Origin of the sequence: Novosphingobium kaempferiae, from assembly GCF_021227995.1 — a bacterium.
GTDB lineage: Bacteria > Pseudomonadota > Alphaproteobacteria > Sphingomonadales > Sphingomonadaceae > Novosphingobium > Novosphingobium kaempferiae.
The window spans coordinates 2,577,520-2,595,570 of record NZ_CP089301.1; the positions used below are offsets into that span (position 1 = coordinate 2,577,520).

19 protein-coding genes are annotated in these 18,051 nt (G+C 64.9%); 6 read left to right on the top strand and 13 right to left on the bottom strand.

Annotated features, from left to right (window positions below):
- Positions 1 to 21 precede the first annotated feature (21 nt).
- Positions 22 to 1,242: an argininosuccinate synthase gene (locus tag LO787_RS11650; protein ID WP_232495992.1), complete on the top strand. Its 1,221-nt coding sequence runs from the start codon at positions 22 to 24 to the stop codon at positions 1,240 to 1,242.
- A 153-nt stretch (positions 1,243 to 1,395) separates the two neighbouring features.
- On the top strand, positions 1,396 to 1,863 hold the full coding sequence (locus LO787_RS11655) for a septal ring lytic transglycosylase RlpA family protein (protein ID WP_232495993.1): 468 nt from the start codon (positions 1,396 to 1,398) through the stop codon (positions 1,861 to 1,863).
- A 100-nt stretch (positions 1,864 to 1,963) separates the two neighbouring features.
- Here the strand turns inward: LO787_RS11655 and LO787_RS11660 are convergent, their stop codons facing one another.
- The 6 genes from LO787_RS11660 to uvrA form a co-directional block, all read right to left on the bottom strand.
- A complete protein-coding gene (locus LO787_RS11660) occupies positions 1,964 to 2,782 on the bottom strand; it encodes a hypothetical protein (protein ID WP_232495994.1) in 819 nt (272 codons plus the stop codon).
- A 520-nt stretch (positions 2,783 to 3,302) separates the two neighbouring features.
- Entirely contained in the window at positions 3,303 to 3,485 is a 183-nt protein-coding gene (locus tag LO787_RS26230) for a DUF1508 domain-containing protein (protein WP_420847800.1), read from the bottom strand.
- A gap of 41 nt (positions 3,486 to 3,526) precedes the next feature.
- Positions 3,527 to 4,042 (bottom strand): hypothetical protein, encoded by a 516-nt coding sequence (locus tag LO787_RS11665; RefSeq protein WP_232495995.1) that lies wholly within the window; start codon positions 4,040 to 4,042, stop codon positions 3,527 to 3,529.
- A complete protein-coding gene (locus LO787_RS11670) occupies positions 4,035 to 4,529 on the bottom strand; it encodes a helix-turn-helix domain-containing protein (RefSeq protein WP_232496300.1) in 495 nt (164 codons plus the stop codon). The genes LO787_RS11665 and LO787_RS11670 overlap by 8 nt, the downstream gene beginning before the upstream one ends.
- A gap of 1 nt (position 4,530) precedes the next feature.
- Positions 4,531 to 4,938, bottom strand: a complete 408-nt coding sequence (locus LO787_RS11675; protein ID WP_232495996.1) for a hypothetical protein — start codon at positions 4,936 to 4,938, stop codon at positions 4,531 to 4,533.
- Positions 4,939 to 5,127: 189 nt separating this feature from the next.
- Positions 5,128 to 8,031, bottom strand: a complete 2,904-nt coding sequence (gene uvrA / locus LO787_RS11680; RefSeq protein WP_232495997.1) for an excinuclease ABC subunit UvrA — start codon at positions 8,029 to 8,031, stop codon at positions 5,128 to 5,130.
- A gap of 261 nt (positions 8,032 to 8,292) precedes the next feature.
- Here uvrA and LO787_RS11685 point away from each other — a divergent pair, with 261 nt between their 5' ends.
- Positions 8,293 to 8,925, top strand: a complete 633-nt coding sequence (locus tag LO787_RS11685) for a hypothetical protein (RefSeq protein ID WP_232495998.1) — start codon at positions 8,293 to 8,295, stop codon at positions 8,923 to 8,925.
- A gap of 5 nt (positions 8,926 to 8,930) precedes the next feature.
- Here LO787_RS11685 and LO787_RS11690 read toward each other — a convergent pair whose 3' ends face one another.
- The 4 genes from LO787_RS11690 to LO787_RS11705 form a co-directional block, all read right to left on the bottom strand.
- Positions 8,931 to 10,721 (bottom strand): putative bifunctional diguanylate cyclase/phosphodiesterase, encoded by a 1,791-nt coding sequence (locus tag LO787_RS11690; RefSeq protein WP_232495999.1) that lies wholly within the window; start codon positions 10,719 to 10,721, stop codon positions 8,931 to 8,933.
- 37 nt (positions 10,722 to 10,758) lie between these two features.
- On the bottom strand, positions 10,759 to 11,232 hold the full coding sequence (locus LO787_RS11695) for a response regulator (RefSeq protein WP_232496000.1): 474 nt from the start codon (positions 11,230 to 11,232) through the stop codon (positions 10,759 to 10,761).
- Positions 11,222 to 12,679, bottom strand: a complete 1,458-nt coding sequence (locus tag LO787_RS11700; RefSeq protein WP_232496001.1) for a sensor histidine kinase — start codon at positions 12,677 to 12,679, stop codon at positions 11,222 to 11,224. Before LO787_RS11700 ends, LO787_RS11695 begins: the two co-directional genes overlap by 11 nt.
- 179 nt (positions 12,680 to 12,858) lie before the next feature.
- On the bottom strand, positions 12,859 to 13,359 hold the full coding sequence (locus LO787_RS11705; RefSeq protein ID WP_232496002.1) for an asparaginase domain-containing protein: 501 nt from the start codon (positions 13,357 to 13,359) through the stop codon (positions 12,859 to 12,861).
- 369 nt (positions 13,360 to 13,728) lie between these two features.
- On the opposite strand from LO787_RS11705, the gene LO787_RS11710 reads away from it, so the two are divergent.
- A complete protein-coding gene (locus tag LO787_RS11710; protein WP_232496003.1) occupies positions 13,729 to 14,922 on the top strand; it encodes an MFS transporter in 1,194 nt (397 codons plus the stop codon).
- A 34-nt stretch (positions 14,923 to 14,956) separates the two neighbouring features.
- Here LO787_RS11710 and LO787_RS11715 read toward each other — a convergent pair whose 3' ends face one another.
- Positions 14,957 to 15,949, bottom strand: a complete 993-nt coding sequence (locus LO787_RS11715) for a DNA topoisomerase IB (protein WP_232496004.1) — start codon at positions 15,947 to 15,949, stop codon at positions 14,957 to 14,959.
- Between the two features lie 131 nt (positions 15,950 to 16,080).
- On the opposite strand from LO787_RS11715, the gene LO787_RS11720 reads away from it, so the two are divergent.
- The gene (locus LO787_RS11720) at positions 16,081 to 16,563 is read left to right on the top strand and encodes a hemerythrin domain-containing protein (protein ID WP_232496005.1); all 483 of its coding nucleotides are present in this window, start codon (positions 16,081 to 16,083) and stop codon (positions 16,561 to 16,563) included.
- Between the two features lie 94 nt (positions 16,564 to 16,657).
- The gene (locus tag LO787_RS11725; protein WP_232496006.1) at positions 16,658 to 17,122 is read left to right on the top strand and encodes a pyridoxamine 5'-phosphate oxidase family protein; all 465 of its coding nucleotides are present in this window, start codon (positions 16,658 to 16,660) and stop codon (positions 17,120 to 17,122) included.
- Between the two features lie 158 nt (positions 17,123 to 17,280).
- Here the strand turns inward: LO787_RS11725 and LO787_RS11730 are convergent, their stop codons facing one another.
- Positions 17,281 to 17,541, bottom strand: a complete 261-nt coding sequence (locus LO787_RS11730) for a hypothetical protein (RefSeq protein WP_232496007.1) — start codon at positions 17,539 to 17,541, stop codon at positions 17,281 to 17,283.
- A gap of 80 nt (positions 17,542 to 17,621) precedes the next feature.
- Positions 17,622 to 18,038, bottom strand: coding sequence for a response regulator (locus tag LO787_RS11735; RefSeq protein WP_232496008.1), 417 nt, complete (start codon positions 18,036 to 18,038; stop codon positions 17,622 to 17,624).
- Positions 18,039 to 18,051 lie beyond the last annotated feature (13 nt).

An 18,051-nucleotide genomic window follows, 5' to 3' on the forward strand; every position in this document is an offset into this window, starting at 1 on the left:
TTTCCGCGAAAGCCCGTGCCCATGTCCGACAGCATCAAGAAGGTCGTCCTCGCCTACTCCGGCGGTCTCGACACCAGCGTCATCCTCAAGTGGCTCCAGGTCACCTACAACTGCGAGGTCGTGACCTTCACCGCCGACCTCGGCCAGGGCGAGGAGCTCGAGCCCGCGCGCGCCAAGGCGAAGCTGATGGGCCTGCCGGACGAGAACATCTACATCGACGACCTGCGCGAGGAATTCGTGCGCGACTTCGTCTTCCCGATGATGCGCGCCAACGCCCGCTACGAGGGCGACTACCTCCTCGGCACCTCGATCGCCCGCCCGCTCATCTCCAAGCGCCTGATCGAGATCGCGCACGAGACCGGCGCCGACGCTGTCGCCCATGGCGCCACCGGCAAGGGCAACGACCAGGTCCGCTTCGAGCTGTCCGCCTACGCGCTCGACCCGAACATCAAGGTCATCGCCCCCTGGCGCGAGTGGGATCTCACCAGCCGTACCGCCCTCATCGCCTGGGCCGAGCAGCACCAGATCCCCGTCCCCAAGGACAAGCGCGGCGAAAGCCCGTTCTCGACCGACGCCAACCTCCTGCACACCTCGTCCGAGGGCAAGGTGCTGGAGAACCCGTGGGAAGAGACCCCCGACTACGTCTACTCGCGCACCGTCAACCCGGAAGATGCGCCGAACGAGCCGGAATACATCACCGTCGACTTCGAGAAGGGTGACGGCGTCGCCCTCAACGGCGTGGCGATGAGCCCGGCCGCCCTCCTCACCGCGCTCAACGAGCTTGGCCGCAAGCACGGCATCGGCCGCCTCGACCTCGTAGAAAACCGCTTCGTCGGCATGAAGTCGCGCGGCATGTACGAGACCCCCGGCGGCGAGATCTACGCCCGTGCCCATCGCGGCATCGAGCAGATCACGCTCGATCGCGGCGCCGCCCACCTCAAGGACGAGCTGATGCCGAAGTACGCGGAGCTCATCTACAACGGCTTCTGGTTCGCCCCCGAGCGCGAGATGCTGCAGGCCGCGATCGACCACTCGCAGGCCCGCGTCAACGGCACCGTCCGCCTCAAGCTCTACAAGGGCTCGGCCTCGGTCGTCGGTCGCAAGAGCGCCGATTCGCTGTATTCCGAACGCCACGTCACCTTCGAGGATGACGCCGGCGCCTACGACCAGAAGGACGCCGCGGGCTTCATCAAGCTCAACGCCCTGCGCCTGCGCCTGCTGGCCCAGCGAGACTCTCGCTGACTCTGGCGCTAAGCCCCTCGGAGTCTTTCCAACAGCTTAACCGCATCCGGCGGCCCGTTGCCAAAGCGCGACGGGCCGCTTTTGCATGGGTGGCCTTCGGGAACCCGCGCAGTTAGGACTCCCGCCATCGTCAACGACGAAGCGGGGTAGGTTTTGCAGGTACGATCGATCAGCCTTCTGGCGCTCTGCGCCGTTGTCCTGCCCTTTGCAGGGCCTGCACAGGCTGAAGCCCCGGTCGTTCCCGTAGTCGCTGGCGTCAACGCCGTCGCTGCCCCGCTTGCTCCCGTCACCGCCGCTCCCGTCATCGACGAAGCCCCCAGCCTCGAGAAGATCGCCGGCGGCATGGCCAGCTATTACGGCCGCCACCTCAAGGGTGCTCGCACCGCCAGCGGGGAGCGCTACGCCCCCGACGCGCTGACCGCCGCGCACCGCACCCTGCCCTTCGGCACCCAGGTCCAGGTGACCAACCCCGCCAACGGCGAGACCGTCGTCGTCACCATCAACGATCGCGGCCCGTTCCACGGCAACCGCGTGATCGACCTGTCCGACGCCGCCGCCGAGGAAATCGGCATCGCGCGCATGGGCAGCGGCAAGGTGGAACTGGCCGTCCTCGGCGAGTAATCCCGCTCGACACAGCGCCCGCGCAACCGACTGATTTTTCGAAGAGAAAAAGGTCGGCCGGCGCAGCTGGGAGGGGGTGGGGGAAGCGCCGCGCCGGCCTTCACACTCGATAACAGCGCGCCTGCCAAAGCGTTCCCGACCCCACGAAGGTTTTGCCGAACCGTGCCCCGCCATCGACGGGCCGCGACAGGTTTACACGGTTTACACGGTCCAGAGCCGCAACCGCCCGCCCCCTTCCGGGTCTTCCCTCCAGCGACTTGAACTCCATCGGCGCTTCCGCCGAGGCAGGCCCGAACAGCGCCCGGTCCACGCGGGCACAGGCGCGCGACTGCCAATCGTCCCACCGCGCCGCATGGACCGCCCGCACGCCTTCGCGCGTCGGCACCGGCGGATAGTCCGGCGCCTCCACCGCAGGATGCGCCGCAAGCTCCTCCTCGTCGTCGGGACTGAAACCGTGCGCCTCCTCGAAGGCGGCGTCCATGCCCTCCACCGCGTCGATCCACGCCTCGTTGGCGTCGATATAGGCAGGCTCGACGCTCTCGGTCAGGTAGTCCTCCCGCGCCAGCGGCAAGGCATCCGCCGCCGCACCCGCCTCCCGGAGCGCCTCGTCGGCCCGCTCCCCGGCGACCAGCGCCAGCATCTCGTTGAAGCGATCCGCCTCGCCCCCATCTTCCCCGGCCCCATCTTCCCCGGCCATGTAGTCGAGCCGCGCCAGATGCGCCAGCAACAGCCGCGAGTCATACCGCCGCCGCGTGCCCACCAGCTCGCCGCGAAACCACACCGCCTCCTCAACCCCGTCGAGCGCCCGCGTCGCCAGCACCTCCTCCACATGCCGCCGCGCCTGCACCAGAGCCGCCTGCCACGCCCGAGCAAATGCCGCATCGCGCCGCCGCAGCAGATACGCCGAAGTCCGGCTCATCCCCACCCGACCGCAAGCCGCCCGCACGTCGCCCTTGTCGGCCAGATGGTGCAGGAAACGAACGCGCCTGTCGGCATCCCACGCGGTATGGGGGACACACCCGTCATCCCGGCGCAGGCCGGGATCGCTGGCAAAGTCGGACGAGGTTGAAGAGGAAGAGAAAGAGCGAGGGCCATCGCCCTCGCGCTCCCGGAATGTCGACGCAGCGCCCTCCCCCGGAATCCCGATATCGCGAGAGGCCGGAATCCACCCCCGCCCGAACCGCGCCCGTTCCTCCCCGTCCCGGGGAGGGGGACCATGCGAAGCATGGTGGAGGGGCACAGGCCCCATGCCAGAGCCACCGTCCACACCGAAACCCTCGGAAAAGTCCGCCATCGTCCGCCTCGCGCAAGAGAAAAGCCACGAAAGGCCACGACGCAACCCGAACGGCCGCGCCGAGGTGAACGGTTTAGTTATCGCATGCGGGAGGCTGTAGGAAAGTAAAAAGGCGGCACGCAATAAATGCGTGCCGCCAAAGCACTCAATAGGGAGTGCAGGTCATACCATTGCGACGAGCATTCGCCTCACAGTCCGATTTGTTCACATAAGCTTCAGTAGAAGCTCCAACAATCCGACCGTTACTTGCGGTTCGACGCCAACGCCAACCCGTGATCGTAGAATAAATTTCCCAGCGATCACCAAGCAAATCAGTGCACGAAGACATATTTTCTGCTCCGAGGGCAAAATGCCCCTATAAATTGCAGATCATTTTACTTCCTCCTGAGAGCTTCTTCTTTTTACAGGCATAGATGAAACAGTCGGCAGTACGGGGATATCCGCTGCTGCGAGAGATGCTGTTTCCGCTACATGCGTCCGAAAATACGGATATGCGGCCATAAACCCAACTCTATTGGCGAATGCCAGCGCATGAAAATCATCACATTCATTATCTATATGATAAAATACGATGAATTTATCTTTGAGCGAAAAAACCTTTCTCCGCGCTTTTTTATGATAAGTTTCAAAATGGAATACGCAGGTAGCTATTCTATTTTCTTCATCAAAAGATGCATGGACATTGTCCACGTCAATCTTCATCTGCCTATCTACATATTCCTCTTCAAAGAAAGAAGGAGAAATATTGAAATTTGACTCTATAAGCTGGATTGACAAAAGTTGAGCGCAGCGAGCCACGTCATTATAAACGTCAGGATCAATTTTTCGATCATCACTCGAAATTGGAAGAGTGCTATCAACCGAAACGTTCTTCGATTTAGCCATTAACAGCCCTCCTCAATGGAAATACATTTGAGCCGTGCTCAGCCCAATTCCGTACATTCCCATTTCGTCGACCCGTTTTTTCTCGATCACCGCTATGAGTGAGCGGCACACTGCGCAGCAACTCAGCAATCAGAGATGCAGTAAGCACCTCTTGATTTGGCGTAGCGCGAGAGGATTGAGCGCGAGTAACTGCCGCCGTCATTTCAGAACGCTTCTGCAGCTTCTCAAACTCGCTTTTCGTAAGGATCATCGGCTGCTCACCCAGCGCAAGGAAACTCCGCGCAAGAAGTCGCAACGTAAGGTTATTAGCGTCATCAGAAAAGATTTGAGAAACACGAGCACGCGAGACATCCAGCTTTCGAGCCAATTCCGCGCGAGTCACACCTTTCTCATCAAGGAGGCTATCAAGTCGAGCTTGAGCCTCAGCAACAAAATATTCCTCTCTGAATTCGTCGCTATCAATACGATCCTTAAAGAAATTCCCCATGTCAATCACCACATTTTCCGTCGAATAATACCGCCGCCTCCTTGGCTCGCCTTAATATTCTAGGACTAGCCTTGTCTTGTTTCTTGGCAGCATCTATATCGACTATAATAACTGTTTTAACACCCCTGTAGTGACGAACGAATCCATAAAGTCGCACCTTATTGGTCTTAAAGGCCACCAGCATGCGGTCGTTTGCGCCCCCGCAGCGACCTTCATTTCCGTTAAATTGCTCCTTTGACGGCGGGATCCCATCAGCCCACAGCTTCATTCTTGAAAGAAGTTGGGACTGCTTTCGCGTCTCAACTTCCATGAATTCGGAAACTACCTTGGCTGCCATCAACACACGCGCGGCAGCGCCGCTCAGAACGTGCTCACAATCGATGTCCGAGTAGTCGTCCGAATCATTCATCGCCCGATTGTGTTAAGAAAAGACTTAACACCGCGCAAGCGGAATTGCGCGGCTCCTGCGATAACACGGGCGAATTTACCGGATACGAAAAAAGGGAGCGCGGGGGCGATGGCCCTCGCGCTCCCTTCTTCTCCTTGGCGTAACCCACCTCTCCCCTCCCCGAGACAAGCCCCGGGAGGAATGCGCGCGTTACTTCGCCCAGCTTCCCAGCAGCGGCTTGAGGTAGCTTCCCGTAAAACTGCCCTTGACCTTCACCACCTCTTCGGGCGTGCCTTCGGCGACGATCTGGCCGCCGCGGACGCCGCCTTCGGGGCCCATGTCGATGATCCAGTCGGCGGTCTTGATGACGTCGAGGTTGTGTTCGATCACGACCACCGAGTTGCCCTGGTCGACGAGGCGGTGCAGCACTTCGAGGAGTTTGCGCACGTCTTCGAAGTGGAGGCCGGTGGTGGGTTCGTCGAGGATGTAGAGGGTCTGGCCGGTGGAGCGGCGGGCGAGTTCCTTGGCCAGTTTCACGCGCTGCGCCTCGCCGCCGGACAGGGTCGTCGCCTGCTGGCCGACCTTGACGTAGCCGAGGCCGACTTCGTTCAGCATGTGCATTTTATCGCGGATCGGGGGGACGGCCTTGAAGAATTCCTCGGCGTCCTCGATCGTCATGTCGAGCACGTCGGCGATGGACATGCCCTTGAACTTCACTTCCAGCGTCTCGCGGTTGTAGCGCTTGCCGTGGCATTCCTCGCACGTCACGTAGACGTCGGGCAGGAAGTGCATCTCGATCTTGATGAGGCCGTCGCCCTGGCACGCTTCGCAGCGGCCGCCCTTGACGTTGAAGCTGAAGCGGCCGGGCTTGTAGCCGCGCGCCTCGGACTCCGGCAGTCCGGCGAACCAGTCGCGGATCTGGGTGAAGGCGCCGGTGTAGGTGGCGGGGTTGGAGCGCGGGGTGCGGCCGATGGGCGACTGGTCGATCTCGATCACCTTGTCGCACTTTTCGAGCCCGGTGATTTTATCATGCGCGCCCGCGATGACCCGCGCGCCGTTGAGCTGGCGGCTGGCACCCGCCTGCAGCGTGTCGATGGTGAGCGAGGACTTGCCCGAGCCGGACACGCCGGTGACGCAACAGAAGGTGCCGAGCGGGAACTTCGCCGTCACGCCGGTCAGGTTGTTGGCGCGCGCGTTCTCTACGGTGACGAAGTGGCCGTTGCCCTTGCGCCGTTCCCTGGGCACCTCGATCCGGCGGGTGCCGTTGAGGTACTGCGCGGTGAGGCTCTCCTTGCTCTTGAGCACCTGCTTGAGCGTGCCTTCGGCGACCACCTGCCCGCCGTGGACGCCCGCGCCGGGGCCGAGGTCCACGAGGTAATCGGCGGTGCGGATGGCGTCCTCGTCATGCTCCACCACGATCACGGTGTTGCCGAGGTCGCGCAGGCGCTTGAGGGTTTCCAGCAGCATGTCGTTGTCGCGCTGGTGCAGGCCGATGCTGGGCTCGTCGAGCACGTAGAGCACGCCCGAGAGGCCCGAGCCGATCTGGCTGGCGAGGCGGATGCGCTGGCTCTCGCCGCCGGACAGGGTGCCCGAGGTGCGGTCGAGGTTGAGGTAGTCGAGCCCGACGTTGTTGAGGAAGCCGAGGCGCTCGTTGATCTCCTTGAGGATGGCGCGGGCGATCTGCTGCTGCTGGCTGGTGAGCTTGCCCTCCAGCTCGCCGAACCACCTGAACCCGTCCGCCACCGAGAGGCGCGCGGCGTCGGCGATGTCGCTGCCGGCGATCTTGACCGAGAGCGCCTCGGGCTTGAGGCGCTTGCCGTCGCAGGTCTCGCACGGCTGCGCGGTCTGGAACTTGGCCAGTTCCTCGCGCGTCCAGGCGCTGTCGGTCTGCACCATGCGGCGGTTGAGGTTGCCGATGACGCCCTCGAACGCCTTGTTGACGGTGTATTCCTTCTTCCCGTCCTTGAAGGTCAGCGGGACCGCCTTGCCGCCGGTGCCGTAGAGGATCACCAGCTTCACCTCGCCGGGCAGCTCGTCCCACGGCGTCGTCAGCGCGAAGCCGAAGTGCGCGGCGAGGCTGGAGAGCACCTGCATGTAATAGGGGCTCGGCGGGTTGGACTTGGCCCAGGGCACGATGGCGCCCTGCTTGAGCGAGAGGTGCTCGTTCGGGACGACCAGCTGCGGGTCGAACAGCAGCTTCTCACCCAGACCGTCACAGGCCGGGCACGCGCCCTGCGGGGCGTTGAACGAGAACAGGCGCGGCTCGATCTCCTCGATGGTGAAGCCGCTGACGGGGCAGGCGAACTTCTCCGAGAAGACGATGCGGTTGGCGGGCAGGCCGGCGCCTTTCAGGTTCTTGCCCTGCCCTTCCTCTTCACGGCCCGGCACGTTGCCGTCGGCCATGTCGGCATAGGCCAGCCCCTCGGCCAGCTTGAGCGCCTGTTCGAAGCTGTCGGCAAGGCGGGTCTGGATGCCCTGCTTCACCGCGATGCGGTCCACCACGACCTCGATGTCGTGCTTGAACTTCTTGTCGAGCGCGGGTGCATCCTCGATCGCGTAGAACTCGCCGTCGATGCGCACGCGGGTGTAGCCCGCCTTCTGCCACTCGGCGAGTTCCTTGCGGTATTCGCCCTTGCGGCCCCGCACCACCGGGGCGAGCAGGTAGAGGCGCGTGCCCTCGGGCAGCGCCATCACCCGGTCGACCATGTTGGAGACGGTCTGCGCCTCGATCGGCAGGCCGGTGGCGGGCGAGTAGGGCACGCCGACGCGCGCCCACAGGAGGCGCATGTAGTCCCAGATCTCGGTGACGGTCGCCACCGTCGAGCGCGGGTTGCGGCTGGTGGTCTTCTGCTCGATCGAGATCGCGGGCGAGAGGCCGTCGATATGCTCGACATCCGGCTTCTGCATCATCTCGAGGAACTGGCGCGCATAGGCGCTGAGGCTTTCCACGTAGCGGCGCTGGCCCTCGGCATAGATCGTATCGAACGCCAGGCTCGACTTGCCCGAGCCCGAGAGGCCGGTGATGACGATCAGCTTCTCACGCGGGAGCGCGATGTCGAAGCCCTTGAGGTTATGCTCGCGCGCGCCGCGCACGGTGATGTGGGTGAGACTCATGGGAAGGCTGTGTTCCAGATTTGTTCGCACGCTTCAAGAGGCGCGGCGCGGGTTTTGCCGTAGATGGGGTGCGATGCGGCATAGGCAAGCCTTGCGGGGCGCGAGCAGCGCGACTGCCACGGCCCGCGACCTTCCTTCGAGACTTTGATTTCGGAAAAAGTACCTACTTCGGGCTCACCCCTGAAATAGCGCCACACATCTTCTCATTTAAGCTGGAAATACTTTTTAGTATGATCGCGAAAATAGGATTCGGAGCCCAACATGCCAAGTATCGCTGACCGAAAGCGTTTACAACGAGCCACCAACGCCGCTGCAAAATCAAAATCTAAAGGTATATCATTGGAAGGCGGTGGAAATTTTCACGAAGATGGCATTCAGATAGTTGCCGGGGTTTTGAACCTTCTGACCTTTGAATACATCGCCAGCGCTCGGGAGCGAGATGACCTTTCGCGCCTGCTTCCACAAATATCATCAGCCATGCCAGCAGACGGAGGTGTCCTCGTCATTCGCTTCGTCGGCGAAAGATCGGACCCGTCGGGCGGACTGTTCTATGAATATATCGGGCTGCGGATCGGTCCATCAGGCTACAGCGCAGCCGATGCCATCTATACCTATGAACGAAACAAGTCGGCGGCAGAAAAGGAGCCAAGCGCTCGATCCCCCGACATGTGCTTTCCCGAAGATGTGGCTCCAAAATCACCCAGCGCCGGAGCCACGATTTCGGCCGCTCCCAAAGGCATGGACTTCCAGTACGAAAAAGAATTCGCCGACAAATATTACCAGTATCAGGCAAAATCCTCAAAAAACCTGAGAGATGCAGCCAGGATAACGATCGGGAATTACATCTTCATTGACAGGAAGATGCTGGACCAAATTCGCAACAACCGTCATTGACCCCCTCACGCCCGCCGGGATGCGCGCACCCGCCGGTGTCCGTTGTGGCCGATATCGTGGCTGGCATTCCAGCCGTCGACCCAGCCGCGCACGTCCTCGTAGGGCATCGGGCGGCAGATGCCGTAGCCCTGCCCGCAGGTGCAGCCCATCGCGACGAGCATCGCCTGCGTCTCATTGTCCTCCACGCCCTCGGCCACCAGCGGGATGCCGAGGCTGTCGCACAGCACCACCAGCGACGTCACCAGCGACTGGTCGAAGCGGTTCTCGGTGAAGCGCGCGATGTAGGAACGGTCGATCTTGATCTCGCTCACCGCGAATTCGCGCAAGTAGCCGAACGAGGTGAAGCCCGCGCCGAAATCGTCGATGGACAGCGATATGCCGTGGTCCTGCAACTGCTCGATCACCCGCTTGGCCTGCGAGGGGTGGGCGATCAGCGCGGTCTCGGTCAGTTCCAGCACCACGCGGGCGGGATCGACGTCGTGCCTGCGGATCGCCTCGACCACATGGGCGACGAAGCCCGGCCGCTCCAGCATCCGTGCCGAGACGTTGATGGCGATGCCCGCGCCATCGAGGCCCTTCTCCAGCCGCGCGTACTGCCCCAGCACGGTGTCGAGGCTGAGGTAGGTGAAGTCTTCCAGCAGGTGCGACTGTTCGACCGTCTCGATCAGCGCATCGGCAGGGACCGGCCCGGTGTCCGGATGGGTCCAGCGCACCAGCGCCTCGAAGCCGAGCACGCGGCCCGAACGCATGTCCACCTTGGGCTGCCAGTGCCAGTTGAAGGCGCGCGCGCCCATGGCGTCCTCGATGTCGTGGAGCAGCGTGCGCTCGCCCATGCGCGGCGGGCGGCGTTCCTCGCCCCGCGCGATGACGGCCTTGTCGATGCCGCGCTTGGCCTCGTACATTGCCTCGTCGGCGGCCTCCAGCAAAGCCTCGGGCGAGTAGCCGAGCTGCGGGCACAGCGCGACGCCCATCGACGCGCCGACGTAGAGCAAGCGCCCGTCGTGGACGATGGGCTGCTCGATCAGCTCGGTCAGCTTGGCCGCCACCGCCAGCGCCGAACCGTCGCCATCGACGTTCTGGAGCAGCACGGCGAACTCGTCGCCGCCGAGGCGCGCGATAGTGTCCACCTCGCGCAAGTGCTCGCGCATCCGGCGGCCGAGGGTGACGAGCACCGCGTCGCCCGCCGCGTGGCCGAGGCTGTCGTTGATCTCCTTGAACCGGTCGAGGTCGATCATCACCACCCCGAACGGATCACCGCTACGCCGCGCCCGTGCGCAGGCCTGCGAGAGACGGTCGGCAAAGAGCGTGCGGTTGGGCAGGTCGGTCAGCGGATCGTGGAGGCCGCGATGGGTCAGCTCCTCCTCCGCCTTGCGCAGTTCCTGCCGATACTTGCGCCAGGCCATGCCCTCTTCGACCGAGGCGGCGACGCGCTCCGGAGAAAGCGAGCGCTTGTTGAGGAACTCGGTCATGCCCGACTTGATCGAGTCCGCCGCGACCTGCTCGCCGCTGTCGCCGGTGACGGCGATGACGGGAATGTCGGGGTCGATCTCGGCGCGGATCTCGGGCAGCAGCTCGCGCCCGTCGCCGTCCTTGAGTCCGAAGTCGAGGAACACGATGTCGAAATGCGCGTCCGGACGGCGGATCATGCCCAGCGCCTCGGCCTGCGAGGAAGCCTGCTCCACCGTGATGTTGCGCGGAACGCGGCGCAGGAGGCGGAGCAGCTTCTCGCGATCCACGTCGTCATCGTCGACGATCAGCGCGTGGATGTCCTGGGTGCCGTTGTGCAGATTGTCCATGGGGGGAAGACGATCCTTGCTCTTGTGAAAACCGCGCTCAGGGCAGTTCCTGGGTGCGGGCGTACTTGCCGATGAAGTCGGCGAGGCGGGCGAACTGCGGGCCGACCGCGGACTTGACCATGTAGCCCGCGACGTGCCCGTCGTAGGCGCGGCTGCGGTCCTGGTCGCGCGCGCTGGTGGACAGCACGAAGACCACCGTGCGCCGCAGGTCCGGGTCGGCGCGCAGGGCGTCGAGGAACTGGAAGCCGTCCATCCCCGGCATGTTGAGGTCGAGCAGCACTATCACCGGCGTGTCGATCGCCTTGTCGGGATGCGTGCCGCCGAGGATATCGAGCGCCTCCGCCCCGTCGCCCGCCGTCACCGTGCGACAGGGGACGCTGTGCTTGCGGAAGGAGCGCAGCACGCCTTCGCGCGCGACGTCGTCGTCATCGACCAGCAGCACGGTCACGTCGGAAAGCGGCACGTCGGAACTCCCGCCCGAGCGCGGGGCAGTCACGAGATCAACCATCATCGTCGTTCTCCCGCAGCAGGATGCGCGGCCAGTGGACCTCGAACTTCGCGCCGCCAAGCGGACCCCGGCCCTGCACGGTGACCATGCCGCCGTGCGCGTTTATCATGCGCCGCGTGAAGGCGAGGCCGACCCCGTCGCCCGCCGTGTTGGGCGAGGCGCGGTGGAACAGCTTGAAGATGCGATCCTCGTTGCCAGGCGGAATGCCCTGCCCGTCGTCCTCCACCGTGAAGACCGAGAAGCGCCCTTCCTCGCGCATGGCGATGCGGATGCGCCCCTGCGTGCCGCCGTGGTGCTTGACCGCGTTTGACAGCATGTTGCGCAGCGAGGTGGAGAGCGGCGCGCGCGGCGCCACGATGTCCCCGCCCTGCACGTCCACGTCGACCTCGAACCCCTCGGGGATGGCGGTCAGTTCCAGCGCCTCCTCCACCAGTTCGTGCGGGTCGATGCGCTGCATCTGGGTGTCGCGCACCCCGGCGCGGGCGTAGCTGAGCAGGTCGTCGATCATCTGCTCGCACCGGGCGATGCGCTGGCTGATGCGATCGAAGTTGTGGACCACGTCCTCGGGCAGTTCGGTGCCATCCAGATCCTCGCGGATCCACGACACCAGATCGCTTATGCCCCTGAGCGGAGAACGCAGGTCGTGGCTGGCGACATAGGTGAACTCCTCAAGCTGCGCATTGGTCTGCTGAAGCGCGCGCTCTGCCCGCTTGCGGTGCGAGATGTCGCTGACGATGCCCATGTAGAGCGGCTGCGCAGTGCTTTCGAACCGGGTCAGCGCCACCTCGACCGGAAACTCGCGCCCGTGGCGGTGCAGGCCCGTCAGGTCGCGGTCCATGCCCATCACGCGCGAGCTTGGCGCGGCGGCGAACCCGGCGATCTGCCCGCCGTGCTTTTCCCGGTAGCGCTCGGGCAGCAGCATGGAGAGGGGCTGGCCGATCATCTGCTCCACCTTCCAGCCGAACTGGTTGGAGAGCATCGTATTGGCCTGCGCGATGCGGCCCTTGCCGTCCACCACCACCACGCCCAGCGGCAGGCTTTCGAACATCTGCGTGAAGCGCCGCTCCGCCGTGATCTCCCGCGTGAGATTGCGCAGATAGACGACGGCGCGCTCGCCGTCCTCCCCGGCGATGGGGGCAAGCGTGAACGAGACGGTCGGGCGCGATCCGTCCACGCCGTTCAGCACCATCTGGCGCGTCCACGACCCGCGCGTCTCCATCGGCACGTTGAAGAAGACGTCGAACATCTGCCGCAGCATCTCCGCGTCGTCCTCGCAGAACCACACGAAGAGCAGGCCGAGACGCAGCGCCTCGGCATCGGGCTCGGCCAGCAGGGTGGCGGCGGCGGCGTTGCCCCACGAGACGACACCCGCCCGGTCGACGATCAGCGCGGGGATCGGCGCATGGACCAGCGGGCCGTGGATATCGCTCGTCGTGGACGTCGCCAGCATCGCCTGTCCTGCCTGACGGAAGACGGCGGCGCTCTTGCGGCCCGGCCTCCAGAGGATGCGCCGGCAGCCGCGGACCGGCTCCCGTACCTGACGAAAGGTACAGGGGGGCGGTTATCGACCTGCGAAGCCGAGACTAGGGACCAGCCCCTAGCCGCAGCCATTCGCAACGATTGCAGTGGTTAACGGGCTACGAACTTCCCCGCATCGCGGTCCTTGCGGACCTTGAGCGCGTCGAACACCGTGCCGCTCATCGTGATCCAGATGCCCGGCCCGGCCGCCTGCACGCAGCCGAACGCCATGCCGAGGTTGAATGGCGCGTCCGTCTCGGCGAAGCGCGCGGGCTGCATGGCGCCGCACATCACCACGCTCTTGCCCTCGATCCCCGGCACGGTCGCCAGCACGGCGGCGGTTTCGGTCATCGTGTCGGTGCCGTGGGTGATGACGACATGGCTCTCCGGCGCGCCCGCGATGGTCGCGGCGATCAGCGCGCGATCCTCGTCGGTGAAGTCGAGGCTGTCCTTGCGCAGCAGTTCGACGATGCGGAACGGATGCGCCACGCGCGCGGTGGCCAGCAGCTTGCCGATGACGCTCTCGACGATCTGGTACTCGCTCAGCGCGTCGAAATACTGCTTGTCGATGGTGCCGCCGGTGGTGACGACGAGAATGGGTGCCTGGGTCATGGACGGGGCTTTAGAACACCGCGCGGCGAGAGGGAACAGCTGCGTAATGAGGAGCCGCATCACACCTCGTCATTGCGAGCGTAGCGAAGCAATCCGACCCTGTGCGTGCCGCTGGATTGCTTCGCTGCGCTCGCAATGACGAGGGAGGGGCGGGCCCTCCTTCCGTCGCCCCTGCGCAGACAGGGGCCCATCCCGAGCTGGCCGCCTGCCGGTGAGCAGGTGCCGTGGCGATGGACCTGATGGTCCCCTGCCTGCGCAGGGGCGACGGAGTTTTGAGTGGGAGTGGTTCGCCCTCCCCCACTGTCCGCCCTGCGATTGCGCGCGCACGACGCAAGTGCATCCTCGCCGCCGCCGTGCCAGCCTGCGAGGATGACCCCATCCGATTCCGCATCCGCGAAAACCGAGCTGGCCGCCGGCTGGCCTACCGTCCTTGCCGCCGCCCTTGCCATCGGGGTCGGCATGATGGGCGTGGGCTTCTATTCGCTGAGCCTGTTCGTGACGCCGCTGCAGGCGGAGTTCGGCTGGACCCGCGCGCAGGTCTCGGGCGCGGCGACGTTTCAGCAGCTGGGCATCTTCCTGAGCGCGCCCATCGTCGGCCTGCTGGCGGACCGCTTCGGCAACCGGCGCATCGCCATCGCCAGCTACGTCGCGACGCCGCTGGCGTTCCTCGCGCTGGCGCAGACCGGACCTTCGCTGACCGCGTGGTACGGGTTGTGGCTGCTCGTCTCGCTGGCGGGCTGCGGGACGACCCCGGCGATCTGGGCGCGCGTGGTCTCGCTGCGGTTCGATTGCGGGCGCGGACTGGCGCTTGGCCTGATGCTGATGGGGACCGGCGCGGCGGCGATGCTGGCGCCCGCCCTGCTTGGTCCGTTCATCGCCGCTGAGGGCTGGCGCGCGGGACTGATGGCGATGGCAGCGGTGGTGGCAGTGGTCGGCATCCCCGTGAGCCTGCTCACCGGGCGCGGCGAGCCCGTCACTGCTCCCGCCACCACGGCAAAGTCGCGCGGACGGATCGAGATCACCGCTGCGACGGTCAAGATCGCGGTGATCGGCTTCCTGCTCGGCGTGATCGTCGCGGCGCTGATCGTCCACCTCGTGCCGATGCTGATCGACCGGGGCGTGCCGCCCGCACAGGCCGCGCGCATGGCCGCGCTGGTCGGCATGGCGGTGATCGTCGCCCGGCTCGTCGTCGGCTGGCTGTTCGACCGCTTCCACGCCCCGCGCGTCGCGGTGCTGTTCCTGACCTCCCCGGTGATCGCCTGCCTGATCCTGTGGCTCCACGGCCCCGCGATCCCCGCCGCGCTGCTGCTCGGCCTCGCCGCCGGGGCCGAGGTGGACATGCTCGCCTACTTCACCAGCCGCTACGCCGCGCTGGAAAACTACGGCGCGACGTATGGACTGGTGCTCGGCCTGTTCAGCCTCGGCGCGGCGTTCGGCCCGCCGCTGTTCGGCTGGGCGGTGGACGCGACCGGCAATGCGGACCTTGGCCTCGCGTCCTCGGGCGCGGGGCTGGTCGGAGTGCTGGTGCTGATCGCGACGCTGGGGGCATATCGGCGGGATTAGGCGTATGGACGCGGGGGCTTCGACAAGCTCAGCCTCACGTTAGAAACGCCAGCAAGCCCCGCTCCTCGCGGCTCATCCACTTGCCCTTGCGCGGCAGGCTGACCGGCACCGTCTTCGCCCCCTCCTCCTCCTTGGCGGCGGCGATCACGTCCGGATGCACGTAGGACTTGCGCGCGATGGCGGGCGTGTTGCCGAGGCACTGCGACACCTCGTCCAGCATCGCGCGCAGCGACAGGCCGGGGTTCTCGAACAGCATGGTGAAGGCCATGGTGCTCGCTGCCCAGGTGCGGAAGTGCTTGGCGGTGAAGCCCTCTCCCATCGTGTCCGCGAGGTATTCGTTGACGTCGTGGCTGTGCACTGGAAGCGCGCCGCCGTCCTCGTCGAGATACTGGAACAGGTGCTGGCCGGGCAGATCCTGCATCTTCCGCACGCACCGCACGAGGCCGGGATCGTCGCAGGCGATCTGCTGCAGCTTGCCCGACTTGCCCTTGAACCGCAGCATCAGCGTGCCGCGCTCTATCTTCGCGTGGCGGTTGCGCAGCGTGGTGGCGCCGAAGCTCTTGTTGGCCTTCGCGTAGCACTCGTTCCCCACCCGGATCGCCCCGGTATCGAGCAGCGCCACGACCGAGGCGATGGCCCGCTCGCGCGTCAGCCTGCGGGACCGGATATCCGCGTCCACCCGCGCGCGCAACGCGGGCAGCGCTTCTCCGAACAGGGCGCAGCGGTCGAACTTCATCGCCTCGCGCGACTGTCGCCAGTCGGGGTGATAACGGTACTGCTTCCTCCCCCGCGCATCGTACCCGGTGGCGAGCAGGTGCACATCGGCGTCGGGCGAGAACCAGCAGTCGACATAGGCAGGCGGCAACGCGATCCGGTTCAGCCGGTCGATCTCGTCCCGGTCGGTGATGCGCTTGCCGTCATGGTCGAAATAGGCCCACTTGTTGCCGCGCACGCTCTTTCGGGTGAGGCCCGGAACGCTGTCGTCGGCGAATTTCAGGACGGGGAGTTTCTGGCGCGTCATCAGCATCTTGCGGCTCTCGGGCTGGCTCTGTTTCCCGGTAAACGCGCGAGGGGGCGGCAAGGTTGTCGTGCATTGCCGGAAACCAGCCGCGCCCGTCGCCGTTTCTCCTGCAAACAACCCATCACAGGAGTTCGACCATGGCAGACGCCAAGATCTTCGAAGACCTCAAGGCCGATCACGACAAGCACCGCAAGCTGCTGGAGCAGCTCGGCGAGACGAAGGGCGCGAGCGAAGAGCGCGAAACGCTGTTCGAGGCGCTGCGCAAGGAACTGCAGGCCCACGCCGCCGCCGAGGAGGAATCGCTCTACGCGACGATGCTGCGCCGCCCCGAACTGCGCGACGAGGCCCGCCATTCGGTGTCCGAGCACAAGGAGATCGACGACTTCCTCGGCGAACTGGTGGAGATCGACATGAGCTCGTCCGCGTGGCTGACGAAGTTCAAGGAAATGCGCCACCGCTACCTCCACCACATCGACGAGGAAGAGGAGGAGATGTTCCCCGAAGCGGCCGAGAACCTTTCGGCCAGGACCGAGAAGGAACTCGCCGAGATCTTCGAGGCGCGCAAGCCCAAGGAACTCCAGAACGCCGAGAACGAACTGCCCGGCGACGCTCGCGAGTAAGGGCGTTGAACGGGCGTTTCTCTGCGGCGAACGCAGGGGAACGCCCTGCCCCGGCGGCGCGTTGACCTTGCAAACACCATCAAGGAGACGAGCCGTGGACAAGGATATTCGCGAAACCTTCTGGAAGGCGTTCCAGGCCAGCCCCTTCATCATGATGAGCCTGCAGGGTGGCTCCGCGCACGCCGAGCCGATGACGGCGCAGCTCGACAAGGACGCGCATCACGCCATCTGGTTCTTCACCAAGCGCGACAACCGCATCGGCGGCGGCGGCAGGGCGATGGGTCAGGTCATGACGCGCGGGCACGAAGTATTCGCCTGCATCGACGGCACGCTGGTGGAGGAGACCGACACCGCGATCCGCGACAAGCACTGGAACAACGCCGTCGAGGCATGGTTTCCGAACGGCAAGACCGATGCCTCGGTGGTGATGCTGCGCTTCGACATCGCCGATGCCGAGGTCTGGACCTCCGACATGGGCCTCAAGGGTGCGTTCAAGCTGCTGACGGGCAAGCCGATCAAGGAACACGAAGCCGGTGAGCACGCGGTCGGCGCGGTCTGATCACCCTCTAGGACCGGCGCCGCAGCTGCGGGGGCGCGGTGGCGAAGGCCGCCGCGCCCTTAGCTTTTTTTGCAACCCGGATCGTCATTGCGAGCGCAGCGAAGCAATCCTGCCGCGTGGGCCGACTTGGATTGCTTCGCTGCGCTCGCAATGACGAACTATGGTTCAGGACGCCGCCGCAGCAGATAGCGCCACACCCCGACGCAGTTGATCGCGAAGAGCGCCACGTTCTGCAGCCCGATCCCCTTGGCCTCGGTGTCGAGAAACCCCCAGGCCACCAGCGCCACCGAACTCGTCACGAACACCACGAAGCCCCAACCGGTCCACTTGCGGCCGAGGTCGAGCGATACGATAAGCGCCGCCACGGTACCCGCGGCGGCGCCATAGTATTGCAGGCATTGCAGGATAAACTGGTTCATCCTCCCGCCTTCTTCTCAGGCCCTGTTGTCGTTTTCATAAGGCCCGGGCTCTTCTTGGCCCCTCTCCGACTCGTGATGCGTCAGCCTGCCCGCAGCGGCTCCAGTTCCATCGGCCGGGCGCTGTCGGGGCATCCGGCGAGGGCGTAGGAAATCGCGGCAAGAATCGCCTGGCGCGTAAAGGGTTTCTGGACGACGCCGACAGCCGTGGGTGCTGGCGTGTCGATCTGTCCGGGGTTGGCGGTGACGTAGATGACCCGCGCGCCGTACCGCCCCGACAGGTCGCGGGCGATGGCGGGGCCGGTCAGCCCGTCACGAAGGTTGAGATCGACGAGCGCCACGTCCGGCACGTCGCCGAGGCTTCCCAGCGACGCCATGTCCGGAACCGTACCGACGACGGCGTGTCCGCCGTCGGCCAGAATGTCCTCAAGCTGCAACGCGACCAGAAACTCGTCCTCGACGATGAGAATCTTTCCGGCGCTGGATACTGTCGCACCCAAGGACGCTATTCCC

Coding starts and splice junctions, on each gene's coding strand:
- LO787_RS11650 (WP_232495992.1), top strand. CDS start 22: ATGTCCGACAGCATCAAGAAGGTCGTCCTCGCCTACTCCGGCGGTCTC.
- LO787_RS11660 (WP_232495994.1), bottom strand. CDS start 2,782: ATGAGCCGGACTTCGGCGTATCTGCTGCGGCGGCGCGATGCGGCATTT.
- LO787_RS26230 (WP_420847800.1), bottom strand. CDS start 3,485: ATGTCTTCGTGCACTGATTTGCTTGGTGATCGCTGGGAAATTTATTCT.
- LO787_RS11665 (WP_232495995.1), bottom strand. CDS start 4,042: ATGGCTAAATCGAAGAACGTTTCGGTTGATAGCACTCTTCCAATTTCG.
- LO787_RS11670 (WP_232496300.1), bottom strand. CDS start 4,529: ATGGGGAATTTCTTTAAGGATCGTATTGATAGCGACGAATTCAGAGAG.
- LO787_RS11675 (WP_232495996.1), bottom strand. CDS start 4,938: ATGAATGATTCGGACGACTACTCGGACATCGATTGTGAGCACGTTCTG.
- uvrA (WP_232495997.1), bottom strand. CDS start 8,031: ATGAGTCTCACCCACATCACCGTGCGCGGCGCGCGCGAGCATAACCTC.
- LO787_RS11685 (WP_232495998.1), top strand. CDS start 8,293: ATGCCAAGTATCGCTGACCGAAAGCGTTTACAACGAGCCACCAACGCC.
- LO787_RS11690 (WP_232495999.1), bottom strand. CDS start 10,721: ATGGACAATCTGCACAACGGCACCCAGGACATCCACGCGCTGATCGTC.
- LO787_RS11695 (WP_232496000.1), bottom strand. CDS start 11,232: ATGATGGTTGATCTCGTGACTGCCCCGCGCTCGGGCGGGAGTTCCGAC.
- LO787_RS11700 (WP_232496001.1), bottom strand. CDS start 12,679: ATGCTGGCGACGTCCACGACGAGCGATATCCACGGCCCGCTGGTCCAT.
- LO787_RS11705 (WP_232496002.1), bottom strand. CDS start 13,359: ATGACCCAGGCACCCATTCTCGTCGTCACCACCGGCGGCACCATCGAC.
- LO787_RS11710 (WP_232496003.1), top strand. CDS start 13,729: ATGACCCCATCCGATTCCGCATCCGCGAAAACCGAGCTGGCCGCCGGC.
- LO787_RS11715 (WP_232496004.1), bottom strand. CDS start 15,949: ATGCTGATGACGCGCCAGAAACTCCCCGTCCTGAAATTCGCCGACGAC.
- LO787_RS11720 (WP_232496005.1), top strand. CDS start 16,081: ATGGCAGACGCCAAGATCTTCGAAGACCTCAAGGCCGATCACGACAAG.
- LO787_RS11730 (WP_232496007.1), bottom strand. CDS start 17,541: ATGAACCAGTTTATCCTGCAATGCCTGCAATACTATGGCGCCGCCGCG.